Source organism: Sorangium sp. So ce124 (genome assembly GCF_051525235.1).
Classification (GTDB): domain Bacteria; phylum Myxococcota_A; class Polyangia; order Polyangiales; family Polyangiaceae; genus Sorangium; species Sorangium atrum.
The window spans coordinates 1,649,496-1,672,281 of sequence record NZ_CP150312.1 but is presented as its reverse complement, the minus strand read 5'-3'; the positions used below and the strand labels follow the sequence as shown (position 1 = coordinate 1,672,281).

At 72.8% G+C, this 22,786-nt stretch carries 18 protein-coding genes; 8 read left to right on the top strand and 10 right to left on the bottom strand.

What is annotated here, in order from left to right:
• The first annotated feature begins 33 nt into the window (after positions 1-33).
• Entirely contained in the window at positions 34-1,143 is a 1,110-nt protein-coding gene (locus WMF19_RS06245) for a hypothetical protein (RefSeq protein ID WP_437898211.1), read from the top strand.
• A gap of 221 nt (positions 1,144-1,364) precedes the next feature.
• Here WMF19_RS06245 and trpA read toward each other — a convergent pair whose 3' ends face one another.
• The 5 genes from trpA to WMF19_RS06220 form a co-directional block, all read right to left on the bottom strand.
• Positions 1,365-2,189: a tryptophan synthase subunit alpha gene (trpA, locus tag WMF19_RS06240; RefSeq protein WP_437799278.1), complete on the bottom strand. Its 825-nt coding sequence runs from the start codon at positions 2,187-2,189 to the stop codon at positions 1,365-1,367.
• A complete protein-coding gene (gene trpB / locus WMF19_RS06235) occupies positions 2,186-3,379 on the bottom strand; it encodes a tryptophan synthase subunit beta (protein WP_437898210.1) in 1,194 nt (397 codons plus the stop codon). Before trpB ends, trpA begins: the two co-directional genes overlap by 4 nt.
• Positions 3,380-3,429: 50 nt before the next feature.
• The gene (gene trpCF / locus WMF19_RS06230) at positions 3,430-4,896 is read right to left on the bottom strand and encodes a bifunctional indole-3-glycerol-phosphate synthase TrpC/phosphoribosylanthranilate isomerase TrpF (protein WP_437898209.1); all 1,467 of its coding nucleotides are present in this window, start codon (positions 4,894-4,896) and stop codon (positions 3,430-3,432) included.
• Complete coding sequence (gene trpD / locus WMF19_RS06225; protein ID WP_437901600.1) at positions 4,889-5,932, bottom strand: anthranilate phosphoribosyltransferase; 1,044 nt, start codon at positions 5,930-5,932, stop codon at positions 4,889-4,891. The genes trpCF and trpD overlap by 8 nt, the downstream gene beginning before the upstream one ends.
• A gap of 430 nt (positions 5,933-6,362) precedes the next feature.
• Positions 6,363-6,584, bottom strand: a complete 222-nt coding sequence (locus WMF19_RS06220) for a hypothetical protein (protein WP_437898208.1) — start codon at positions 6,582-6,584, stop codon at positions 6,363-6,365.
• A gap of 182 nt (positions 6,585-6,766) precedes the next feature.
• Between WMF19_RS06220 and tsaA the strand changes: the two genes are divergently transcribed.
• The 6 genes from tsaA (at position 6,767) to WMF19_RS06190 (ending at position 14,207) form a co-directional block, all read left to right on the top strand.
• Positions 6,767-7,189, top strand: coding sequence for a tRNA (N6-threonylcarbamoyladenosine(37)-N6)-methyltransferase TrmO (gene tsaA / locus WMF19_RS06215; RefSeq protein ID WP_437898207.1), 423 nt, complete (start codon positions 6,767-6,769; stop codon positions 7,187-7,189).
• Positions 7,190-7,270: 81 nt separating this feature from the next.
• Entirely contained in the window at positions 7,271-8,479 is a 1,209-nt protein-coding gene (locus tag WMF19_RS06210; protein WP_437898206.1) for an FAD-dependent monooxygenase, read from the top strand.
• A gap of 387 nt (positions 8,480-8,866) precedes the next feature.
• Positions 8,867-11,134, top strand: a complete 2,268-nt coding sequence (locus WMF19_RS06205) for a sulfatase-like hydrolase/transferase (RefSeq protein ID WP_437898205.1) — start codon at positions 8,867-8,869, stop codon at positions 11,132-11,134.
• A gap of 18 nt (positions 11,135-11,152) precedes the next feature.
• On the top strand, positions 11,153-12,244 hold the full coding sequence (locus WMF19_RS06200; protein ID WP_437898204.1) for a formylglycine-generating enzyme family protein: 1,092 nt from the start codon (positions 11,153-11,155) through the stop codon (positions 12,242-12,244).
• A gap of 89 nt (positions 12,245-12,333) precedes the next feature.
• Positions 12,334-12,942, top strand: coding sequence for an SH3 domain-containing protein (locus WMF19_RS06195; RefSeq protein ID WP_437898203.1), 609 nt, complete (start codon positions 12,334-12,336; stop codon positions 12,940-12,942).
• Positions 12,939-14,207, top strand: coding sequence for a guanine deaminase (locus WMF19_RS06190; protein WP_437898202.1), 1,269 nt, complete (start codon positions 12,939-12,941; stop codon positions 14,205-14,207). Before WMF19_RS06195 ends, WMF19_RS06190 begins: the two co-directional genes overlap by 4 nt.
• On the opposite strand, the gene WMF19_RS06185 is transcribed toward WMF19_RS06190, so the two are convergent.
• The 4 genes from WMF19_RS06185 to WMF19_RS06170 form a co-directional block, all read right to left on the bottom strand.
• Complete coding sequence (locus tag WMF19_RS06185) at positions 14,198-14,446, bottom strand: hypothetical protein (RefSeq protein WP_272100653.1); 249 nt, start codon at positions 14,444-14,446, stop codon at positions 14,198-14,200. The genes WMF19_RS06190 and WMF19_RS06185 overlap by 10 nt on opposite strands.
• A gap of 130 nt (positions 14,447-14,576) precedes the next feature.
• Positions 14,577-15,968 carry a hypothetical protein gene (locus tag WMF19_RS06180; RefSeq protein ID WP_437898201.1) on the bottom strand — a complete coding sequence of 464 codons (1,392 nt, stop codon included), beginning with the start codon at positions 15,966-15,968 and terminating at the stop codon, positions 14,577-14,579.
• Between the two features lie 360 nt (positions 15,969-16,328).
• Complete coding sequence (locus WMF19_RS06175) at positions 16,329-17,711, bottom strand: CCA tRNA nucleotidyltransferase (RefSeq protein WP_437898200.1); 1,383 nt, start codon at positions 17,709-17,711, stop codon at positions 16,329-16,331.
• A 52-nt stretch (positions 17,712-17,763) separates the two neighbouring features.
• Complete coding sequence (locus tag WMF19_RS06170) at positions 17,764-19,680, bottom strand: protein kinase domain-containing protein (RefSeq protein ID WP_437898199.1); 1,917 nt, start codon at positions 19,678-19,680, stop codon at positions 17,764-17,766.
• A 207-nt stretch (positions 19,681-19,887) separates the two neighbouring features.
• Between WMF19_RS06170 and WMF19_RS06165 the strand changes: the two genes are divergently transcribed.
• Positions 19,888-21,540 carry an ABC transporter permease gene (locus WMF19_RS06165; protein ID WP_437898198.1) on the top strand — a complete coding sequence of 551 codons (1,653 nt, stop codon included), beginning with the start codon at positions 19,888-19,890 and terminating at the stop codon, positions 21,538-21,540.
• 86 nt (positions 21,541-21,626) lie between these two features.
• Here the strand turns inward: WMF19_RS06165 and WMF19_RS06160 are convergent, their stop codons facing one another.
• Positions 21,627-22,784 (bottom strand): hypothetical protein, encoded by a 1,158-nt coding sequence (locus WMF19_RS06160; protein WP_437898197.1) that lies wholly within the window; start codon positions 22,782-22,784, stop codon positions 21,627-21,629.
• Between the last annotated feature and the right edge of the window lie 2 nt (positions 22,785-22,786).

Genomic DNA, 22,786 nt, shown 5'->3' with positions numbered 1-22,786 from the left:
TCCCAACCGCATGATGATAACGAGGCTCCCCTGATGAACCGTTCACTCCGGATATGTGCTCTGCTCGCCCTGACATCGACCCTCACGATCGCCGGCTGCGGCGACGACGAGAGCGCCGCGCCGAGCAGCGCGGCGAGCACGTCCGGCGCCGGCGGGTCCGGCGGGCAAGGCGGGCACGGTGCGGCCGGCGGATCGGCGGGCAACGGCGGAGAGGGCGGGCAAGGCGGCTCGGCTGGCGGCGACGCCACTGGCGGCGGCGGAGCGGACGGACAAGGCGGCGCGACGAGCAGCGCTTCGGCAGGCGGCGATGCCGCAGGCGGCGGCGGAGCGGACGGGCAAGGCGGCGCGACGAGCAGCGCTTCGACGAGCAGCGCCTCGACGGGCGGCGGCGACGCCGGCGGCGGCGGCGCCTCGACGAGCAGCGCCTCGACGAGCAGCGCTTCGACGGGCGGCGGCGATGCCGGCGGCGGCGGTGCCTCGACGAGCAGCGCCTCGACGAGCAGCGCCTCGACGGGCGGCGGCGACGCCGCTGGCGGCGGCTCGGTGAGCAGCGCCTCGACGGGCGGCGGCGACGCCGCTGGCGGTGGCTCGGTGAGCAGCGCATCGACGGGCGGCGGCGACGCGGCCGGCGGCGGTGGAGCGGGCGGGGCGGCGGAGTGCGGCGACCTGCGGTGTGACGCCGGCGAGACGTGCGATTCGTGCGCCACCGACTGCGGCGTGTGCCCTCCGATCCCGCCGGTCTGCGGTGATGGCGTGTGCGAGGCCGGCAGGGAGAACTGTCAGGCGTGCGCCACCGACTGCGGCGTGTGCCCGCCGGCCGAGTGCAGCCATGACCTCTGCGAGGAAGGCGCGCCCCTCCTCATGGGCTGCGACCCGTGCGTGACCGAGCTGTGCGCGGAGGACCCGGCGTGCTGCATGAGCAACTGGGACACCCACTGCGTCGCCGGCCTCACCGCCGCCTGCGGGCGGGCCTGCGGGTGCGCCCACGACCTCTGCGAGACGGGCGCGCCGCTCGACGCGTCCTGCAACAGCTGCGTCGAGACCGTGTGCGGCGAGGACGGAGACAGCTTCTGCTGCACGATCGGGTGGGACGAGAGCTGCATCGCGCTCTCGGAGATACTCTGCGACGCCACGTGCCTGTGAGCTCGGCTCGCCGCCCGAAAGGCGAGCCACGCATGGCGCTGTAGCGACGGCGCTCCGCCGTGGACCCGACCGGCTCGACGGATGGAACGCCATCGTCCCATGCCGCCGGGCCGCGCGCCGACGCCGCACGATCGGCGTCGGCGCCCCTGGCGAGCCCCCGGTTGCCCCCTCGGACGGCGGCCGGCCGACGTCGCGCCCTCGGACCGCCGCCGGCCCCGCGCTCAGCGCGCCGTCGCCGCCTTCATCTCGCGCACGAAGCTCGCGACGGCGCGCGCAGCGGCCTCGGGATCACCGACGTTCGCCGAGACCCGCTGGACGACCGCGGACCCGCTGACCACGCCGAACGCCCCTGCGGCGAGGGCGTCGCGCACGTGCTCGGGCTTCGAGATGCCGAACCCCAGGATCGCGGGCGGCGCGCCGAACCGGCGCAGCGTCTCGAAGAGCGCGCCGTGGCCGAGGCGCAGCTGCTCGTCCGCCCCCGTCACGCCCTTGCGCGTGACGCAGTAGGTGTACGCGTCGCACCGCTCCGCGAGCCGCTGCAGCGTGGCCTCCGAGGCGTTGAGCGGCGCGATCAGCACCGGCGCCACCCCCACGGCGCGCGCCGCCGCCACGTACGGATCCGACTCCTTCACCGGCACGTCGGCGACGAGCACGCTGTCGACCCCGGCCGCGGCCACCGACGCGTAGAAGCCCGCCAGATCGCGGTGCTTCACGAGGTTCGCGTACGTCAGGATGCCGATCGGCACCTCCGGCGCCTCCGCCCGGAAGCGCGCCAGGAGCTCGATGCAGTCGGACGGCCTCACGCCGGCCTCGAGCGCCCGCACGGCGGCGGCCTGGACCGTCGGGCCGTCCGCGATCGGATCCGAGAACGGGATCCCGACCTCGATCGCGTCCGCGCCGCCCTCCACCGCCGCGCGCAGCAGCCGCGCGCTCGTGGCGAGGTCGGGATCCCCCAGCATCAGGAAGGGGATGAACGCCCCCTCGCCCCGCTGCCGCAGCCGCTCGAATGCGCGATCGTAGCGCGTCGTCACCGTCTCCCGACTCATGTCGACCTCCCGGGATCGAGCAGCCTCTGCGCCTGCTCCATGTCCTTGTCTCCGCGGCCCGACAGGTTCACGACGAGCACCGTCTCGCGCCCTGCCTGCGCCGCCTCCGCCACCATCTTCAGCGCGTGCGCGATCGCGTGCGCCGACTCGAACGCCGGGATGATGCCCTCGCTCCGCGAGAGCCGCTGGAACGCGTCGAGCGCCTCGTCGTCCGTCGCCGCGACGTACGTCGCCCGGCCCGACGTCATGAGGTGCGCGTGCTCCGGCCCGACGCCGGGGTAGTCGAGCCCCGCCGAGACCGAGTGCGTCTCGGCGACCTGCCCCTGCTCGTCCTGGAGGATGTAGGTCTCCGACCCGTGCAGCACCCCCGGGCGGCCCTTGAGGAGCGTCGCCCCGTGCTTGTCGGTCGACAGGCCGTGGCCCGCGGGCTCGACGCCGACGAGCGCCACGTCCTTGTCCGGGATGAACTCGGAGAAGATCCCCATGGCGTTGCTGCCGCCGCCCACGCACGCGACCACCGCGTCGGGCAAGCGCCCCTCGGCCTGCAGGATCTGGGCGCGCGCCTCGCGGCCGATCACCCACTGGAAATCGCGCACGATCGTGGGGAACGGGTGAGGCCCGGCGACCGTCCCGATCAGGTAATGCGTGTCCTCGTAGCTCTCGGTCCAGTAGCGCAGCGCCTCGTTGAGCGCGTCCTTCAGCGTCTGCGAGCCCGAGGTCACGGGCACCACCTCGGCCCCCATGAGGCGCATCCGGAAGACGTTGAGCCGCTGCCGCTCGACGTCCTTCGCGCCCATGTAGATGCGCGTCGGCATGCCGAGCAGGGCCCCGATCATGGCGGTCGCGACGCCGTGCTGGCCGGCCCCCGTCTCGGCGATGAGCCGCCGCTTGCCCATGCGCCGCGCGAGCAGCCCCTGGCCGAGCGCCTGGTTCGTCTTGTGCGCGCCGCCGTGCAGCAGGTCCTCGCGCTTGAGGTACAGCTTCACGCGCGGGTCGCCGGTCAGGTTCCGGCACAGGGTGAGCGGCGTCGGGCGCCCCGCGTAGGTCGTCAGCAACGCGTCGAACTCCGCCGCGAACGACGGATCGCCGCGCGCCTCCAGGTACGCGCGCTCGAGCTGCTCGAGCGCGGGCACGAGGATCTCGGGGACATAGGCGCCGCCAAAGGCGCCGAAGCGGCCGCTTTGCTGCATGGTGATTGCCTCGATCGTCGGTTGTGCGTTGTGGGTCGTGAGAGGTGCCGTCAGGGGGAGGGGCGGTCCGCCGGGGCCGCTGGGTCAATGTCGTGGCGCGACGGGCCGCGCGCGCTGTCGAAAAGGCGCACGAGCAGGTCGGCGCACTTCTCGCCGGGCGCCCGCTCGACGCCCGACGCGACGTCGAGCCCCCACGTCCCCACCCGGCGCGCCGCGGCGATGTTGTCCGGGTTCAGCCCGCCCGCGAGCAGGCTCCGGGCGCGCGCCGGGTGGCCGTCGATCGCGCTCCAGGCGAACGTCCGCCCCGTGCCTCCCCGCGCCTCCGCCGTGCGCGTGTCGAAGACCAACCGATCGGCGCTGCGCTCGGCCTCCGCGCCAGCGCCCGCCTCGCCGGCCGCGCTGGCTGCCTCCCCGGACGGCGCCATCGGGACCGCCTTCCAGACCTCGCACCCCTCGGGGAGCGCGCGCCGCAGCGCCTCGATGAACGCCGCGTCCTCGTCGCCGTGGAGCTGCACGGCGCGCAGCCCGATCGCCCGCGCCGTATCCGCGACGAAATCCACGGATTGATTGAGGAAAACGCCGACGAAGGGCAGCCCCGCGGCCGTGGCGACAACGATCTCGGCCTGCTCGCGCGTCACCCGCCGCGGCGAGGTCTCGGCGAAGACGAGGCCGCCGAAGCGGGCCCCGAGCCGCTCCGCCTCGCGCGCGTCCCCGGGCCGGGTCAGGCCGCAGATCTTCACCCTGCCGGTCACCAGCGCGCGCGCGGCGTCCGCGATGTCGGGGCTGCGCATGAGCGACGTGCCGACGAGGAACCCGTCCACCGAGGGCGCGAGCCGCTCCACGTGGGCGCGCGACTCGACGCCCGACTCGGCGATGACGATCCGATCGCGCGGCACGCGCGGGGCGAGCCGCTCCGAGACGGCGAGATCGACCTTGAGCGACTTGAGATCGCGGTTGTTGATGCCGATCACGGGCGCGGGCAGCGCGAGCGCGCGCTCGAGCTCCGCCTCGTCGTGGACCTCGACGAGGCAGTCCATGCCGAGCGCCTCGGCGGCGCCCAGGCACAGGAGCGCGGTCGCGTCGTCCAGCACCGACAGCATGAGCAGGATCGCGTCCGCGCCGTGCGCCCGCGCCTCGATCACCTGGTAGGGCGTCACGACGAAGTCCTTGCAGAGGATCGGGACGTCCACGACCGCGCGCACGGCCTGGAGGATCTCGAAGCTGCCCTGGAAGAAGGGCTCGTCGGTCAGCACGCTCACCGCGTCGGCGACGCCGTAGTACGCGGCGGCGACGGTGTGCGGGTCGAAATCCGGCCGGATGAGGCCCTCGGACGGGGAGGCCTTCTTGCACTCCAGGACGAACCGCGCGCCCGGCGCGGAGAGCGCGCGCCGGAGGCTCCGCGAGGTGGGCGGCGCGCTCGCCCGAAGGCTGGCGAGCGGGTTCCGCCGCTCGCGCTCCGCCACGTCCGCCCGCTTCCGCTCCACGATGCGCGCGAGCACATTGCCCTGCTCAGCCATGTTTCGCCTCCTTCCGCGCTTCCTGGGCCCCGTCCCGGCTCAGCGCCACGAAGCGCGTGAGCCGCTCCGCCGCGCGCCCGGAGCCCAGCACGTCGAGCGCCAGGGCCGTACCTTCCCGCAGCCCCTCCGCGCGCCCGGCGATCCAGAGCAGCGCGCCGGCGTTGATCGCGACGGCGTCGCGGTGCGCGGGCGCCCCGCGCCCGGCGAGCAGGTCGCGGAGCCACGCCGCGTTCGCCGCCGGGCCGGCGCCCCGGAGCGCGTCGATCGGCGCCGGCGCGACCCCCGCGTCGGCCGGATCGATCGTGAGCTCCTCGACGACCCCATCGCGGAGCCGGGCCGCGCGCGTCGGGGCGTGCAGGGCGACCTCGTCGAGCCCCCCGCCGTGGACGACGAGCGCGGCCTGGCACCCGAGCATGCCGAGCGTGCGCGCGGCGTGGGTGACGAGCTCCGGATCGTAGATGCCCATCACCTGGATCGGCGGCGCGCTCGGGTTCACGAGGGGGCCGAGCAGGTTCATGATCGTGCGCACCTTGAGGGCGCGGCGCACGGGCATCGCGTGGCGGAGCCCGGCGTGGTACTGCGGCGCGAAGAGGAAGCAGAAGCCGACCTCGTCGAGGCAGCGGCGCGAGACCTCGGCCGGCGGGTCGAGCCGGGCGCCCAGCGCCTCGAGCGCGTCGGCGGACCCGCACTGGGAGGAGACCGAGCGGTTGCCGTGCTTGGCGACCGGCAGGCCTGCTTCGGCCGCGACGAAGGCGACGGCCGTCGACACGTTGACGGTGGACTGCCCGTCTCCGCCGGTGCCGCAGCAGTCGGCATAGGCATAGGTCGGCCGCGCGAACGGCACCGACGTCCCCCGGAGCGCGCGCGCCGCGCCCGCGATCTCCGCGGGGGTCTCGCCCTTCGCCTTGAGCGCGACGAACAGCGCGGAGAGCTCGATCTCCGTCAGCGCCCCGGCGATCAGGTCGCGGAACAGCGCCTCGGTCTGCTCCGTGGAGAGGTCCACGCCGGCGCAGAGCGCATCGATGACTGCATGCATCATGGTTCTCTCCTCATGTTCACGGCTGTTCTGGCAGACACTGATCCTCGGGACTCGGGCGTCGCGCCGCGGCGCACTGCATAGCGGACAAAAGCGAAAAGGCCCACCGTTGTTCCGGCGGGCCCTCTTTCTTCTTTCCTTCAGGTCGTCCTCCCCGCAGGGAGGCGCTTTACCCGGGATAAGGGCCCGCCGTGGTACAGCACCAGCGCCACCAGCGCAGCCCTGCCACGCACGAACCCACCTCGACGGCCGAGCACGACGCGCCGCCGAGGACGAAGGCCTCGGAACAGCAGCGAGCGCAGGACGCGGGGAGCGCGCGGGACATGCGGGGAACATAGCTTGCGGGTGCGACGAGCGTCAAGCGGGTTCCGCGGGCCTTGAGCCGCCGCCGAGCTGCCGCTTCAGCCGCCATGGCCCGAGCTTCCTCGGATCAGCGAACCTCCGAGGCCTCCGCGCTCTCCACCGCCATCCGCGGGCGGCGCCTCCGCTGGACGGTCCTCGTGCCCTCGCAGGCGGCCAGCGCCGGCATCGCGACGGTGAACAGCGGCCCGGAGGCCGGCGCGGGATACCGATTCTCGCCGGCGCTTCGGTAGGCTCTGACGATCGAGAGCGCGCTGTCGAAGATCGCTGCAAGCTCGGGCCGGCGCCGCATCCCATCCGTCCTATGGCAGACGAGATGACAGGCGCTGAAGTTCGCAGGGAAGCCATCGCTTGGCGCCAGCTTGTGTCGCGCAAGGAGCGTCGGTCACCGTGCATTGGTCAACTGAGCGTCAACTGCACGCGCGATGATTCGCCGTTGACACCAGCACATCGTCTGGCGTTCCCTTTCCCTCCATGAGCACCATGGAACTCGAGGGGGCGCTGGACGGCGCTCAGCTGCGCCCGGTTGGCGTGATCCGGTCCTTGCTCAAAGAGCGCAGCGAGGCGCCGAGGCAAGGATCGGAGGGAGCGCCGGATGCCTGGCTCGAGGTGTACCCGTGGGCGGCGGAAGGACTGCTTGGCCTCGCCGTCGGCGACGAGATCATCGTCATCACGTGGTTTCACCAGGCGCGTCGCGACGTCCTCCAGGTCCACCCACGGTCCGACGCGCGCAGTCCTCTCACGGGCATCTTCGCGACGCGATCTCCGGACAGACCGAACCCCCTCGGCCTCCATCCGGTCTTCGTGCGCGCGTTCGACGGAGTCCGCCTGCGGATCGGCCCGATCGAAGCCATCGACGGAACACCGGTCGTCGACATCAAGCCAGCGCTCAGGTGAGGCGTGTGGTATGCAACCACAACCAGCGTCGTTGCAAGGGTCGTGGTCGCAGGTAGGCCACGAGAGAGCACGGAAAGGTTCATGTTGAGGATAGCCATTCTTGGAGGCGGGATCGCCGGGCTGGGCGCGGCGATCGCCCTCGCCGGACGGGGGTTCGACGTGGAGGTCTTCGAGAGGCACGCTGCGCCGACGGACATCGGCGCGGGGATCGTCTGCTGGCCAAACGCCTCGTTCGTGCTCCAGGAGCTCGGGCTCCTGGACTCCGTCGCCGGGCTGGCAGGGCGCCCGACCCGGATGCGGAGGGTCTCGTGGACCGGCGAGGAGCTCGGCGCGCTGGACATCCGGAAGCTGGACGAGCTCATGGGGTCCCCGAGCCTCTCGGTGCTGAGGAGAGAGCTCCAGGCGGCGCTGCTGTCCCGTGTCGACGGGCTGGGTGTCCGCGTGCGGTACGGGCACGCCGCCGATCGCATCGAGCCCTCGGCCGCCGGCCCGGCGAGCGTCCACTTCGCGAACGGAGCGACCGTCGCGGCGGACGTGATCCTCGGAGCGGACGGGCGGATGAGATCGGTCGCGAGGGCGTTCGTGCACGGCGACAATCGCCCGAGATACCAGGGCTTCGTCAACTGGCTTGGCACATTCGAGAGCGATCGCGCGGTGTTCTCGGAATCGCAGATCGAGGTGATGGACTGCTGGGGTGTCGGCGTGCGCTTCGGCGTCGTGCCCGTATCTCGGTCGAAGGCGTACTGGGCCGGCGCCGCGGCCTGCCCTGAGGCTCGGGGCAAGGAGCCAGCAGATTACCGGGCCGAGCTCCGCGCCCTCTTCCGCGGGTGGCCGAGCCCGATACCGGAATTGATAGAGGAGACGCCCTCCGAGCGCATGAACAAGATCTATGTCCACGATCACGATCCCATCGACACGTGGCATCGAGACAACGTCTTGCTGATCGGCGACGCCGCGCACGCGGCGCTGCCCACGTCGGGCCAAGGCGCCAGTCAGGCCCTCGAAGACGCGTGGCACCTGGCCGAGTGCCTGAGCAGCGCGGCCTCCCTCGAGGAGGCGTTCACCGCCTTCACGAAGCGCCGCCACGCCAAGAACGCCGCGATCAACGCGGGCGCCCGCGACCTCGCGCGCTCGCTGTTCGCGACCGATCCTGCGCTCTGCGAGGCGAGGGATCGCAGGAGCAAGGCGACCGACTACGAGGCCATGGTCCAGGGCATGGCGAGGGGCTGGTCCAGCGGACTGCCGATGAGCGGGCGTCCGGGCGCCGCGTCGGCTCGGCCCCAGGCCTGACGAGCCCGGGAGGGCCGCGGCGCCGGCACGTTCAAATTCCGGCTGCCGCCGCCCCCGGCTCGTCCGCTCCCGCAGGATACTTTGCGGCCCGGTACACCGATGGTAGGCCCCGTTCTCCAGGGCGCACGACCTCGCAGCCAGGCGCGACCGGCCCTCGCGAGGCGCCCGCGCGGCCCTCCCCCCTGCGTGCCCATGATCACCGCCGAACCAGGTCCCCCGCCGCCGCCGAGCGCAGCCGGCTCTCATGACAGCGTCCCGCCGCGATCGCAGAGCGGTCCGTCCGCCCGGCAGAGCGCGCCGCCGGGGCGGTCCCTCCCCCCGCCGGGGCGGTCGGCCCCTCCGCCGCCGCGCCGCAGCGCCTGGACCACCCGCCTCGGCGAGGCCTGCGTGCTCGGCCTCGGCGTCGCCTCGCTCTCCGCCGTGCCGACCGCGCTGCGCACCGCCCGCGCCGGCGCGTCCTTCCTCGACGGGCTCCTCGTCGGCACCGCCGTCCTGCTCCCGCTCGTCACGCTCGCGCTCATCCTCTCGCGCGCCGCCGGCCGCGGCTTCCGCGGCATCGTCGGCGCGGGCGGCGAGCGGCTCGCCGTCCTCCGCGTCGCGCTCTGGATCGGCGTCGCCTTCCCGGTGCTCGCCGCGCTCGCCGCCCTCCTCAAGGCGACGACCCACCACCGAGGCCTCGCCGGCGCGACCTTCGGCGTCCTCGGCCTCGCCGGCGTCGCGGCGGCGGCGCTCGTCACCCAGCGCCTCGTCGCGCTCGGCGATCGCCTCGCCGCCCGTGGCGTGAAGCCGTGGCTCCTCGCCGTCGCCGGCACGGCCATCGGCGTCGTGCCCCTCGTCGCCGCCCTCGCGCCGCTCGCCGCCCACGCGGGCAACACGAGCGGCGACGCCGGGGCCGCCGTGCGCGCCGCCATCGTCGACGGCGCCATCGCGCTCGTGGCGACCGCGCTCGTCTCCAGCGTCGACCTCAGCGCGGCCGTCGGCCGCCTCGCCGGCATCGCGGGCGTCCCGCTCGCCGCCCTGGTCCTCATGACCGCGACCGCCCGGATCGAGTCGTTCCCCCCGCTCGGCCAGGCCGTGCGCGCCGGCGGCGGCCTCGCGGCCACCCTCTTCAGCGCGCTCGAGCAGTGGACCGACCGCGACGGCGACGGGATGGGCTCGCACTTCGGCGGCCTCGACTGCGACGAGGGCGACCCCACCCGGTATCACGGCGCGCGGGAAACGCCGGGCGACGGCATCGATCAGGACTGCAGCGACGGAGCCCACGAGGGCGCCGCCCCCCTGCCCACCAGGGCCGTCGCTGGCTCGCCTGCCGGCGCGCTGACGACCGCGGCTGCGGGCACCAAGCCTGCCGCCGCTTCCAGCGCCGCGTCGACCGCTCCCGCCGGCGTCCCGCCGGCCGCTCCCGCAGGCGCCACGACGGCCGCGCACGTGCGCGCCGCGTCGGCGCCTGCCGCGCGCGACGAGGGCGGCGCGGTCATCCCGGCCGTCCTGACGAAGTCCATCTCTCCCGCCGGGACCACGCCCGCCGCGCCCGCCGCCGCGCCGACGCGCCCCGACGTCCTCCTCATCACGCTCGACACGGTCCGCGCCGACCACACCTCGGCCTACGGCTACGGCCGCGACACCAGCCCGCGGCTCGCCGAGCTCGCGGCCCGCGGCGTGCTGTTCGAGCGCGCCTACGCCGCATCGAGCGAGACGCAGCGGGCCATCTCGCCGCTCGTCACCGGCCGCCGCCTCAACCGGGCGGCGCGCGACCGCCGCGAGTGGCCGACGCTGCTGCCCGAGAACGACACCCTCGCGGAGCGCATGAAGCGCGCCGGCTACCTCACCGCCGCGGTCAGCTCGTTCACGTGGATCAGCCAGGAGCGCGGCTTCGATCAAGGGTTCGACCGCTTCGAGACCGTCTACGGCGACGCCCACCCGGAGCGCGAGGCGACAGGCCACCTCGCGGTCGAGAAGGCCATCGAGCTCCTCGACGGATACGCCCAGCGCACCCAGCCGATCTTCCTCTGGCTCCACCTCTTCGACGCCCACGAGCGCTACGTCGCCCACCCCGGCATCCGCTTCGGCTCCGGCAGGACCGCCGCCTACGACGGCGAGATCGCCTACGTCGACCGGCAGCTCGGCGCCCTGCTCGACGCCGTGGCGAAGGGCCCCCGCGCAGGCCGCACGGCGGTCATCGTCCACGGCTCGCAGGGAGAGGGGCTCGGCGAGCACGGCCCCGTCGGGCACGGCGTCGAGCTCTACGAGGAGGCGATCCGCGTCCCCCTCGTCATCGCCCTCCCCGGCGCCGCGCCGGGCCGTTACCCGCATCCCGTGAGCACGGTCGACATCGCGCCCACCGTCCTCGACATCGGCGGCGCGGAGGCCACGGCCGTCGAAGGCGCCTCCCTGACCGCCATCGCCACGGGCGCCGAGCGCGCGCCCCGGGGACCGGTGTTCGCTCGCACGGCCCGCCGCGCCGCGGTCGTCGACGGGCAGCTCAAGCTCCTCGTGATCGAGCGAAAGAAGCGGGCGAAACAAGACCGGCTGCTCCTGTTCGATCTCGGGAGCGATCCCCGCGAGACCCGAGACCTGTCCGGCGAGCGGCGCTTCGAGGCCGACCTCGGGCGGCTCCGCGAAAAGTTGTCTGCCTTCGAGTCTCCCTCGCAGTAGAGTTTACTGCGAGGGATCATGCACAGATTCGCCCCTTCGACGCGGAAGCCCGCGCCCCCGCGCGCGAGGGCGCTGCGCGCCGCCGTCGCCGTCGGCTTCGCGGTGGCCCTCGCCTCGCTCGCGCTGCTCGTGGTGCGGCTCGCGGATGCGCCGTCCGTGCCGCTGACGCTCGGCGCGGGCGCCATCACGGGCTCGCTGCCGCGGCGCCTCCGGTTCGAGTGGCGCCTCGTGCGCGATCGCCACTGGCAGATCGCCTCGTCGCCTGCCGAGTCGCGCGAGGCCACCGACCAGATCGAGGGCACCCGCGGCGCCTGCCCGACGGGCATGGTCGAGGTCTCCGGCCTCATGAAGCTCGACCCGGCGCCGAAGGCCCAGGGCGACCTGCGCTCCATCGACGAGATGCAGCGGACCACCTGCAAGCACTGGATCAGCAGGGACTACCCCGAGCGGTGCGCGGAGTTCGATCGCGAGAAGTGGCTCTCGATGTCGAAGGACCTCGACACGAAGCCGATGCACTTCTGCATGGATCGCTACGAGTACCCCAACCAGAAGGGCGTCTATCCGTTCATCCTCGTCTCGTTCTACGAGGCGAACGAGCTCTGCGCCGAGGAGGGCAAGCGCCTCTGCGACGAGGCCGAGTGGACCTTTGCCTGCGAGGGCGAGGAGGCGCGCCCCTACCCCTACGGTTACATCCGCGAGCCTGAGGCGTGCGTCGTCGATCAGGCATGGCGCCCGTACATCGAGACCGCGCTGCGCCCGCGGGGCGGCCCCGCGGCCATGGCCGAGATGGACCGGCTCTGGCAGGGCATGGCGTCGGGCGTCCAGCCCCGCTGCCGGAGCCCCTTCGGCGTCTACGACATGACCGGCAACATCGATGAGTGGACCCGTTCCGTCCGCGAGGGCGAGCGCCCCTCCATCCTGAAGGGCGGCTACTGGGGCCCTGTCCGCACGCGCTGCCGCCCCTCGACCCGCTCGCACGACGAGAACCACATGTTCTACCAGCAGGGCTTCCGCTGCTGCGCGGACCACGGCGCCACGATCGGCGTCCCCGCGGAGCGCGCCGTCTCCGGCGACCCTGCCGCCGCCCCGCTGCCGCGCGAGCTCCGCTGACGCGCTCGCCGCCGCGCACACGAGCGCGCGGCCGCTCGCGCTCGCCGCGCAGTCGACCGCGCTCGCCGCAGCGCGTATCCTCTGCGCTGATGGACCACCCCCCCGCCGGACAGGGTGCCTCGCCTGGCCCCCGCGACGTGCGCGCCGAGCACGCCGGCACACGCCTCGCTGCCCGGGCGGAGCCGCCGGGCGCCGCGCCGGCCCCGCCGCGCGCGCGCCAGCTCGATCGGCTGACCGGGCTCGTGCTCCTCGCCGCCGCCGCCGTCGTGCTGATCCCGATGGCGCCTGTCGTGTTTCGGGCGGTCGCCGGCGATCGCTCGCCGGTGCAGAGCGCTGGCCGGTTCGCGCACGTCCTCGACGGGCGTCCCCCGGCGGATCGGGGCGCGCAGGTCCACCCTCGTTTCCCGTTCGACGAGGATCCAGGCTCCGACGAGCGCCCATCACCTCACGACGACGGCCCTGCCTTCGACGACGAGGAGGACCCGGGCGCGCCTGGGCGCCTCCAGGCGGGCATCGCCGCGCGCGGCATCACGCTGCTCGACGAGCCGCGGGCGGACGGCGCCCGGGTCGGCTCCATCGCCGCCGGCGAGATCGTGATGATCGTGCGCGAGGCGGGCGCGTGGGCCCTCGTCATGAAGAACGGCGGGGGCGACCTGCTCATGGGCTGGGCCCGCCGGAGCGAGATCGCCATCCGATGAGCGCGCGCTCGCCGGAGTCGCCGCGCGCCTACCGCGGTCGCCTGCTCACCCCGATCCCCGCGTCGCCCGACGGCGCTCAGGTCCGGACCATCGACGACGCGCTGCTCGTTGTCGGCGGCGACGGTCGGATCGCCCAGGCAGCGCCGTTCGCCCCGGGCGCGTTCCGCGGGCCGGTGCTGGACCTGCGGCCTGCGGTGTTGATGCCGGGCTTCATCGACGCGCACGTCCATTTCCCGCAGACGCGCGTCATCGGCAGCGCCAGCGGCCCGCTGCTCGACTGGCTGGAGCGGTCGGTCTTCCCCGAGGAGGCCCGCTTCCGCGACGAGGCCTATGCCACGCTCGTCGCCGGCGAGTTCACGGGTCGGCTGCTCGCGTCGGGCACGACCACCTGCATCGTCTTCTCCAGCTCGTGCGCCGGCGCGACCGACCGGCTGTTCCGCGCCCTGCTGGCCGCCGGCCTGCGCGGCATCGCCGGCCTCACGCTCATGGACCAGAGCTGCCCGGAGGCGCTCCGCGTCCCTCGCGACGAGGCCATCCCCGCCGCCCGGGATCTCGCGCAGCGCTGGCACGGCGAGGGCGGCGGCCTCCTCGAGTTCGCGATCACCCCCCGCTTTGCCCCGAGCTGCTCCCGTCCCTTGATGGAGGCGGCCGCGCGGCTCGCCCGCGATCACGGCCTCCTCGTGCAGACGCACGTCGCCGAGAACCCGGCCGAGGGCGAGGCCACGTTGCGCGCCCACCCCTGGGCGCGCGACTACGTCGACGTCTACGACCGCGTCGGCCTGCTCACCGGGCGCGCCCTGCTCGCGCATGCCATTCACCTCTCGCCGCGCGAGTGGGACCGCCTCGCGGAGACGGGCTCGTCGGTCGTCCACTGCCCCGACTCGAACTTCTTCCTGGGCAGCGGCCGCATGCGCCTCTCCGACCCGCGCGCGCGCGGGGTCCCGGTCGGGCTGGGCAGCGACGTCGGCGCCGGCCGCAGCTTCGACATGCGCCGCAGCATGTCGAGCGCCTTCGACAACGCCCTCTGCCTCGGCGACCGCCTGACCCCCGCCGATCTCTTCGTCATGGCCACGCAGGGCACCGCCGACGCCGTCGGCCTGGGCCGCGTCGTCGGCAGCCTCGACGTCGGCAAGGAGGCGGACTTCATCGCCGTCCGTTTCCCCGAGCACGTGATCGGCGAGGCCGAGACGCTGAACCACCTCGTCTTCGCGTCCGACGCGACCGTCCAGCGCGCCTTCGTGCGCGGCCGGCCTGTCTACCCCTGACCGGTCCCCCTCTCCTCCTCGGCGGCCTCATAGACCTCGAGCTCCCAGACGAGGATCTCGAAATCCCGCCGCAGGATGTACCGTGCGCCGTCGTCCCCGCGCACCTTGAAGTAGAGGTGATCGCCCCCGGGCCACCGGTCGAGGATCTCCGTCACCCGCACGCGGCGCTCCCCCAGGGTGACCGTCTCGGGCTCCTCGCTCCCGCCGTGGCCGGCACGGCACGCCACATCGACCCGCATCTGCCTTTCGCGCAGGGTAGCAGGTGCGGGCGCCCGGCTCCCGCGATCCCTCCACGGAGAGGGCTCGCTCGGCCGGGCGCCCCGAGGTGGCGGCGCTCCCGGGGCGTCGCGCCCGGGAGCGCCTCCTCGCTCAGTTCGGGTTGACCGAACAGCCGTAGAGCAGCTCCATGCCCGCTGTGTTGTCCTGCGCCGCCATGGCGCACGTGTCCTCGCACAGCTTGATGATCCCCTCCTCGATGTAGAAGGACGAGGACGTCCCCGCGCACTCCTCGAGGCTCTTCACCTGCGAGAAGGTCCTCTTCTGCCCGCCGTTGCTCGGCGTGAACTCGATCTGCACCGTCTTCAGGTCGATCGAGTGCCCATCCGGCGCCTTGGGCACCTCGATCTCACACGACAGCTTGGCGCCCGAGATCACGCTGTCCGCGATGGCCTGGAACACCGCATCGTAGGTGGCGTGCTGCTGGATCGGGTATCTCAGCCCGCCGGTCATGACGCTGAGGACCTGATACGTCGTCCCGGGATCGACCGAGTCTGGCCGGCACTGCTCCCAGGTGGCGGGCGCCTCCGGCGGCCAGGGGGCGGTCGGCGGGTTGTTCTCCTTGATGCCAACGAAGCTGAAGAACTTGTAGTTGCGCGCGTCCTTCGAGCCGAAAAGTTCCGGCGCGATCGCCGTCAGGGCCGCGTCGAAGGCCTCTGCCGATTTGGTGCCGCCGGCGACGTTCTTGTTCGCGGGCTCGTCATCGTCGACGTCGCGGAGCTCGATGTCAGCCCCCTCGTCGAAGACCGCCTTGTCCGCGCCGAGCGACTTCGTCGTGCAGTCGACGCCGTCATCGGTGATCTCGACGAACACCTTCAGCGAGTCCGTCCGCAGCCACTGCGACCACCCGGCCGACGTGGTCTCTCCCTTGGGCGGGATCGCCCCATTGAACGTGTCGATCGCCAGACAGAGCGAGTCGAGGCTGCCGATCTCCAGGCTGTACTGGTAGAAGTGCGGCGGGTTGCTGTTCGGGTTCTGCGGGACCGGCGAGCAGCTCCCGCTGCCGAGCGGCGCCTCGATGCAGACCGACTGCTCGACGTCCGAGCTGCCGTGCTTCGAGAGCATGATGACGCGGTAATCGATCTTGCTCGCCGCGATGATCGAGGCGAAGTTCTGGTTGATGTTCCGCTGAACGCTGTTGATCTCGTCCGTCATGCTCCCCGAGTTGTCGATGATGAAGATGATGTCGGCCGGGCGCTGCTGGTAATCGGCCTGCAATCGGGTCGCGATGCACGCCGTGTCCTCGTTGAGCCCCGCGTCCTTGTCCCCGGTCCCTGAGCCGACATCGAACTCACCGCCGTTCCCGAACCCGCTCCCGGACGTCTCGCCGCTGCCGCCGCTGCCGCCGCTGCCGCTGCCGCTCCCAGAGCCGCTGTTGCCGGGGCTCGCCTCACCACCCCCGCCGGAACACCCGCCGATGGCCGCCGCGGCCGCAAGCAAACCCAGACCAACCAGCCCAACAAGCGTCTTCGTCGAGAGCTTCAAATTGACCTCCAAATCGGGGAACGCGACAATGCGCAGCGACGGATGTTACCAGACTCACGTCCCGATGGACGCGATCGACATGAAATAATCTAGCCCGACAGGAGGTAGACAACCGACCACCGTTGTCGGTCCAGGGACCTTGTCCACGACCATTCGACTCGCCCTCTGGGACAGGCTCACCAAAGGAGCGAGGAGATGGCCGAGGGCGGGTGAATGGGAGCGACGCCCGACGAGGCGGCCCGGGGCAGCCCGGCGAGACCACCCTCGGGCACACGCGGCGAGCGCGGCGCACAGCGATCCTGGCGGCTCCCCTCGTCCGTTCCGCGGCGGGACTCGCACCTTTGCGACGGCCGGGGGGAGCTAGACTGCGCTCTTCGAGGCGACGAGTTCGCGCGCCGCCGCGAGCAGGCGCTCGGGCGTGTTCGCCTCGGGCTCTTCGGTGACGAGCTCGACGAGGCGCTCCAGGAGCTCGCCGACCAGCCGGCTCGGCGGAATGCCGAGCTCCTTCATCAATCGATTGCCGTTCACGGCGAGATCCTTGGCGGAGAGCGCCGCGCCGGCCGCGAGCAGCGCGTCCACGCGCTCCCGGAGCCGCCCTATCGTGGCGATGTCCTCGGTCGCCTCGCGCCCCTTGCCGAGCGCGTCGGCGAAGCCGATCTCGTAGAGATCCGGCGCCAGCGCCGGGGTCACCCGGCGGAGCCAGCGGCGCACCGCTGCGTCCGTCCAGGTGTCGTCGTAGCAGATCAGGTGGTGTCGAATGAGCGCCACGATCCGCGCGCGCTCGTCGTTCGAGAAGCGGAGCCGCGTGAGGATCGGGTCGGCCATCTCGGCCCCGACCCGCTCGTGCTCATAGAACGTGTAGTCCTTCGTCTTCTCGGAGAACTCGCGCGTCCTCGGCTTCCCGATGTCGTGCATCAGCGCCGCCACGCGGAGGATCGGCTCGGGCTTGCACGCGTCGAGGCAGGCCATCGCGTGCCCCCACACGTCGTAGGCGTGCCACCGGTTCTGCTCGCACCCGACAGACTCGATCATCTCCGGGCAGGTGATCGCCAGCAGCTCCGTCCGGCGCATGATCTCGAACGCCACGCTCGGGCGTCGCGCGCGCATCGCCTTCAGCCACTCGTCGCGCACCCGCTCCGCGCTCACGCAGCGGAACGTCTGGTGCGACCGCGCGGTGCCCATGGCGCGCTCGGTCTCGGGGTCCAGCGTGCCCTCCAGCGTCGCGGCGAAGCGCGCCGCGCGCAGCACCCGCAGCCCGTCCTCGGCGAACCGCGCGCCCGGATCCCCGACCGCGCGGATGATCTTCGCCTCGAGATCGCTCCGCCCGCCGAACGGATCGATGAGGTGCCCGTCCACCGGATCGATCGCGATGGCGTTCATGGTGAAGTCCCGCCGCGCGAGATCGGCGGTGATGTCGTCCACGAACTCGACCCGATCCGGCCGCCTGCCGTCGCTGTAGGTCCCGTCGCCGCGCAGGGTCGTGACCTCGTACGGCACGCCGCGCACGAGCACGGTCACCGTCCCGTGCTGGATCCCGGTCGGGATCACCTTCCGGAACGCGGCCACGACCTCTTCCGGCCGCGCGTCTGTCGCGACGTCCCAGTCCTTGGCCTCCTGCCCGCGGAGCAGGTCGCGCACGCAGCCGCCCACGATCCAGCCGCGCTTGCCGCGCTCGCGGAGGCGGCGACAGATGCCGAGCACGTCCTCGGGGACGGCGTCGATGAGGTGATCGATCGGGGTCACGCCTGCGGCTTATCACGGGCCACGGCGAGCAGGGCCCCCGCCGAGCGCGCGCTCACCTCTTCGGGTGAGCCCAGGGGTCCCGGACATCCGGGTTCTTGGGGGTCCGGGTCGCCGGCACCGCCGGCGGCCGGCCCGCCCCGGGCCTCGCCTTCGGACCGCTCTTCTCGTCGGCCTCGAGCTTCACGAGCTTGCTCGGCTCGGTGCCGTCGAGCACCACCGTGCTTGTCTGGTACCCCTCGGCCCGGATGTCGATCGTGACCGTCTGCCCCTGCTCCACGTCGATGCTCGCCGGCAGCTTCAGCTCCACGCCGTTGCGGTAGCCGACCGCCGTCTCCGGCACCGCGGCCAGCGCGACCGCCATCTTCTGCACCGGCGGCGGCTCGGGGGGCGCCGGCTTGGCGGGCGCCTCGACCGGCGGCTTCTGCGCCTTCTGGGCGTTGTCCCTGGCAGACCCGCTCGCGCCGATGACGAAGATCGCCGTCACGATCCCCACCGCGGCCGCCGCCCCGGCCACCCACACGTAGCGGGGCCAGTGCGAGCGCGGGGGCGACGGCGGCGTCGCGGGGACGATCACCTTCGAGGTCTTGAAGTAATCGTGCGGCACGTTGAAGCCGCCCGAGCGCGCCATCATCTCCGCGACCGCGCCAGGCACGCCCCCGCACTTCACCTGCTCGAGGTCGGTGTGGAGATCGCCCATGGTCTGGTAGCGCGACTCCGGCTTCTTGGAGAGGCACTTCAGGATCACCGCCTCGAGCCCGGGCGGGCAGTCGGGGCCGCCGACGAGCGCGCGGATGGGGACCGGCGCCTTGTACATGTGCTGCGTCAGGATCCCCATGAAGTTGTCGGCGTTGAACGGGAGCTGGCGGCTCACGAGCTCATAGAGCATCACGCCGAGCGAATAGATGTCGGTCCGGTGATCGATCGGCGCCCCCGCGGCCTGCTCCGGGGACATGTAGTGCGGCGTCCCGAACACCGCGCCGGCGCGCGTCAGCTTGGTCGTCGTGCTCGTCGACACCTTCGCGATCCCGAAGTCGAGGATCTTCACGAAGTTCGGATCGCTGCCGCGGGCGACCACGAAGACGTTGTCCGGCTTGAGATCGCGGTGGATGATGCCGGCGTCGTGCGCGGCGGCGAGCCCCGCGGACAGCTGCAGCGCGATGTGGCAGATGCGCTCCATCGGCAGGTCGTTCGGCGAGTCGATGAGCTGCGCCAGGCTCACGCCTTCCAGGTACTCCATGACGAAGTACGTGGAGCCGTCCGGCAGGTCGCCGAAATCGGAGATGTCCACGATGTGCGGGTTGCCGATGCTCGACGCGGAGCGGGCCTCCTGCACGAAGCGCTCGAAGATCTCGCGGTCCCGCGCGAGCTCCGCGCGGAGCACCTTCACCGCGACGCGCTTGTCGATGACCTTGTGGCGGGCGAGGTAGACGAACCCCATCCCGCCCTCGCCGAGCAGCCGCTCGATCTTGTACCGGTGATCGAAGGTCGTCCCGATGTAAGGGTCCTTGGCGCCCGGCGGCCGCCGCTCGCGCGGCTCGACCTCGTCCGGCGGCGGGATCTCCAGGGAGGGCTCCCCTTCGCTGATCGGCACCGGGCTCGTTCGCCCGCTGATCTCGTCGGCGTCGGGCTCGCTCTGCCGCCCGAGCCGCGGGGCCATCTGGCGCAGCGGCGGCGGCGCCCGGAAGCTCGGCGGAGCCCGGAAGCTCGGCGGCACCTCGCTCGCGGGCCCCTCGACCCACCCCGCCCTGGAGGGCCTCGACGAGGGGCGGAGCTCGACCTCCACCGGCACGTCGTCATCGGCGCCGCCCGGCTCCACGGAGGACGGCGCGAACGCGGCCGCGACACCGGACGAACGAGCCCCGCCAGCCGCGCTCGTGGGGCGCGACGGCGGTGCCTCCTCGAGCGCGCCTTCCTCGGCGTTGAAGACCCTGCTGCGCGCGGTGTGGTGCTCGTTTTTGGTGGCGCTCATGAAAGGCTCGCGGGCAGAAGTGCACGCCACATGCCGGCAGCTGCGACAGGATTGGATTCTAGCAGGCGTTCGGTCCGGGAAGCGAGATCATGCGGACCCCGCGCGCGAAAGGCCGCGGTGAGCGCGCGTCGACCGCGGGTCGGCCCGTCGCCGACCATGGCGGCCCAGCGTGCCGCGCGCGCCGCGTTCTGCTAGGAGGGCACCGCGATGAGCTACCCTATCGAGGTCGCGCTGCGATATCTCGGCTCCAAGAAGCGGGCGTTCATCTCGGTCGGCACCACGTTCGCGATCCTCGGGGTCGCGCTCGGGGTCGCGGCGCTCGCGACCGTGATGAGCGTGACCGGGGGCTTTCAGGCGGAGTTCCGCGAGAAGGTCCTGGGCGTCAACGCGCACGTCCTGGTGATCAAGTACTCGACGGACTTCCGTGAGTACCGCACGATCATGGAGCAGGTCTCCAAGGTTCCCGGCGTCATCGGCGTCGCGCCGTTCAGCATCAACCCCATGATGCTGACGCACGGCGACGCGACGGCGACCGGCGTCCTGGTCAAGGGGGTCGACCCGGCCAGGAGCCTCGGCGTGGGGGCCGAGGGCGCCTCCACGGCCGTGCTCGACCTGCCCCGTCACATCCTCCCGGGCGGCGATCTCGCCGGGCTGCGGCGCCCTGGCTCGAAGCCCGCCGAGCGCGCCGTGCCGTCGTTGCCCGACGTCCCCGTCCTGGAGCCGGACGCGGGGGCGCGGGGCGCGCTCGCGCCGGACGCGCCCGCGCCGGACGCGGGCGCCGAGATCGATCTGCTGAAGGCCTACGAGGCGCGGATCCGCGAGGACGAGCGCGCCGCGGCCGCGCGCGACGCCGCGCTCGCGCCCCCGACGTCGCGCGCGGCCGAGGCGGACGGCGCGCCGGACGCCAGGGACGAGGAGGCCGAGGTCGCTGTCGCCGAGGGGGCCCCGCGGGGCGCGATCGAGCCGCAGGGCGGCTATGGCAGCGTCCTCCCTGATGACGACGAGCTGCCGCCCGAGGTCGATCCGGACCCCTGCGCCGACAAGGAGCAGATCGCCAGGATGCCGGGCATCGTGATCGGCGCCGCGCTGGCGAAGAACCTGTCCCTCGAGCTCGGCCAGTGCGTCACCGTCACCTCGCCCACGATCGGCTTCTCGTTCGCGAACGGCGCCATCAAGCCGCCGGTCGCCAAGCGATTCCGGGTCATCGCGATCTTCGAGGCCGGCTTCGAGCAGTACGACACCAAGCTGGCGTACGCCGATCTCTACGAGACGCAGGCGTTCTACGACCAGGGCGACACGGTGACCGGCGTCGAGATGAAGGTCGACGACATCGACAACGCGAGCGGCATCGCGCGCGAGATCAGCAAGCTCCTCGGCAGCGGGCTCTATTACACGATGGACTGGGAAGAGCTGAACCACGGGCTCTTCACGGCGCTGCGCATCCAGCAGATCGGCATGAGCGCGGTGCTGGCGCTCATCATCGTGGTCGCCGCGTTCACGGTGATCGCGACGCTCATCATGGTGGTCCTCGACAAGAAGAAGGAGATCGCGGTCCTCAAGGCGATGGGGGCCACGGACGCCGCCGTCCTGCGCATCTTCCTCTACCAGGGCGGGATCATCGGCGTCGCGGGCACCACGCTGGGCCTCCTGCTCGGCGTGGCCGTGTGCAAGGGGCTCCTTGTGTACGGCTTCCCGCTGGACCCGAAGGTCTATTTCATCTCCCACCTCCCCGTCCAGGCGCGCCCGCAGGAGTTCATCATCACGGGCTGCATCGCCATCCTCATCTGCCTCGCGGCCACGATCGTGCCCAGCCTCTACGCCGCGCGCCTCCGCCCCGCCGAGGGCTTCCGCGCGCAGTGAGCCCCCGCCTCCCCGCGCCCCTGTAGGCCCACCTCGGGCCGGGCGACGCTGAAGGCCTCCCCCTCGATCCCAACGCGTCGCGCCGGCTACCGCCGAGAGGCGGAGTAGAGCTTCTGCTGCCCGTCCTTGTTGGACGCCAGGTAGAGCGTGCACTCGTCCGGAGAGAGCGACGGGGTCATGACGGCGACGGTCGGGGCCAGGTTCGGCAGCAGCATCCTCGCCGGCTGACCGTCCACGGGCAGCCCGTCGTCCCCGAGCGCCACATAGAAGCTCCGCAGCACCGACGCCGCCTCGCACTCGCCGCGCGCGCTGTAGGGCGCCTGGAAGAAGAGCAGGCTGCCGTCGGGCGTCACCCACGGGGCGAGGTCGTCTCCCTGCGCCGGGCAGTCGCCTGGCAGGTGGATGTCGAGCACCTGCACCTCCGCATCCTCTGCGCGCTTCGTGACGAGCCGGCTCGTGGTCCCGCCGCCCTCCTGGTGCCTGCTCATGAACCAGTACCGGTAGGAGGGCCGAAGCCCGTGGGCGACCGCCACGGAGCGGCTCCCCCCGTCCGGGTTGAGCGCAGGGAGCGCGTTCGCCTGCGTCGCCTCGATCCCATCCGCGACGAGCAGCTGCGGGAGGCTGCCCGGCTCGGTGGGGAGGCGATCGAAGAGCAGCGAGCCCGCAGGGAAGCCTTCGACCGGCGAGGGCGCGTCCAGGGGCAGGAGGAGCGGACCCGACTCCTGGCCCGCATCGTCGACCACGAAGCTCGAGACGGCCTCGCCAGCCGTCCAGGGCCGCCCGGTGGCCGTGGCGATCTTCGTGTCGTCCGATCCGAACTTGGCCGTGTAGACGAGCCGGAGCGTCGCCTCGCCCTCTCCGGCCTCGGCGCGCACGCGCGGGAACGCGGGCATCGCCCCCGCCACCTCGACCTCCGAGAGCGCGCCGAACGACAGCACGCCGCCGCGGGCCGCGCAGGAGACGCACGTCTCGCTGGCCGTGCAGAACTCCCCGTCCTTGCACGCGCCGCACCCGCCCGCGCCGCCCCCGCCCGACGTGGCGGACGACGAAGCCGGGCCCCCGCCTCCCCCGCTGCCCCCGCCCCCATCGCCGCCGGCGCCGCCAGCGCCGCCGGCGCCGCCCTCGCCGCCGCTCGACGACGTGGACGTGGCGTCCGCGCCGGCCGCCGTGAACGGCTCGCCGCAGCCGGCGAGCGCGCACAGCGCGGCGAGCGAGAAGGTTCCGTAGAAGCGAAGCGTGCGCACCC

Bases quoted from the DNA above. Each gene is read 5' to 3' on its own strand.
- trpD (WP_437901600.1), bottom strand. From the start codon at position 5,932: ATGCATGCAGTCATCGATGCGCTCTGCGCCGGCGTGGACCTCTCCACG.
- WMF19_RS06245 (WP_437898211.1), top strand. From the start codon at position 34: ATGAACCGTTCACTCCGGATATGTGCTCTGCTCGCCCTGACATCGACC.
- WMF19_RS06190 (WP_437898202.1), top strand. From the start codon at position 12,939: ATGAGCGCGCGCTCGCCGGAGTCGCCGCGCGCCTACCGCGGTCGCCTG.
- trpA (WP_437799278.1), bottom strand. From the start codon at position 2,189: ATGAGTCGGGAGACGGTGACGACGCGCTACGATCGCGCATTCGAGCGG.
- trpCF (WP_437898209.1), bottom strand. From the start codon at position 4,896: ATGGCTGAGCAGGGCAATGTGCTCGCGCGCATCGTGGAGCGGAAGCGG.
- trpB (WP_437898210.1), bottom strand. From the start codon at position 3,379: ATGCAGCAAAGCGGCCGCTTCGGCGCCTTTGGCGGCGCCTATGTCCCC.
- WMF19_RS06165 (WP_437898198.1), top strand. From the start codon at position 19,888: ATGAGCTACCCTATCGAGGTCGCGCTGCGATATCTCGGCTCCAAGAAG.
- WMF19_RS06195 (WP_437898203.1), top strand. From the start codon at position 12,334: ATGGACCACCCCCCCGCCGGACAGGGTGCCTCGCCTGGCCCCCGCGAC.
- WMF19_RS06220 (WP_437898208.1), bottom strand. From the start codon at position 6,584: ATGCGGCGCCGGCCCGAGCTTGCAGCGATCTTCGACAGCGCGCTCTCG.
- WMF19_RS06210 (WP_437898206.1), top strand. From the start codon at position 7,271: ATGTTGAGGATAGCCATTCTTGGAGGCGGGATCGCCGGGCTGGGCGCG.
- WMF19_RS06185 (WP_272100653.1), bottom strand. From the start codon at position 14,446: ATGCGGGTCGATGTGGCGTGCCGTGCCGGCCACGGCGGGAGCGAGGAG.
- WMF19_RS06200 (WP_437898204.1), top strand. From the start codon at position 11,153: ATGCACAGATTCGCCCCTTCGACGCGGAAGCCCGCGCCCCCGCGCGCG.
- tsaA (WP_437898207.1), top strand. From the start codon at position 6,767: ATGAGCACCATGGAACTCGAGGGGGCGCTGGACGGCGCTCAGCTGCGC.
- WMF19_RS06170 (WP_437898199.1), bottom strand. From the start codon at position 19,680: ATGAGCGCCACCAAAAACGAGCACCACACCGCGCGCAGCAGGGTCTTC.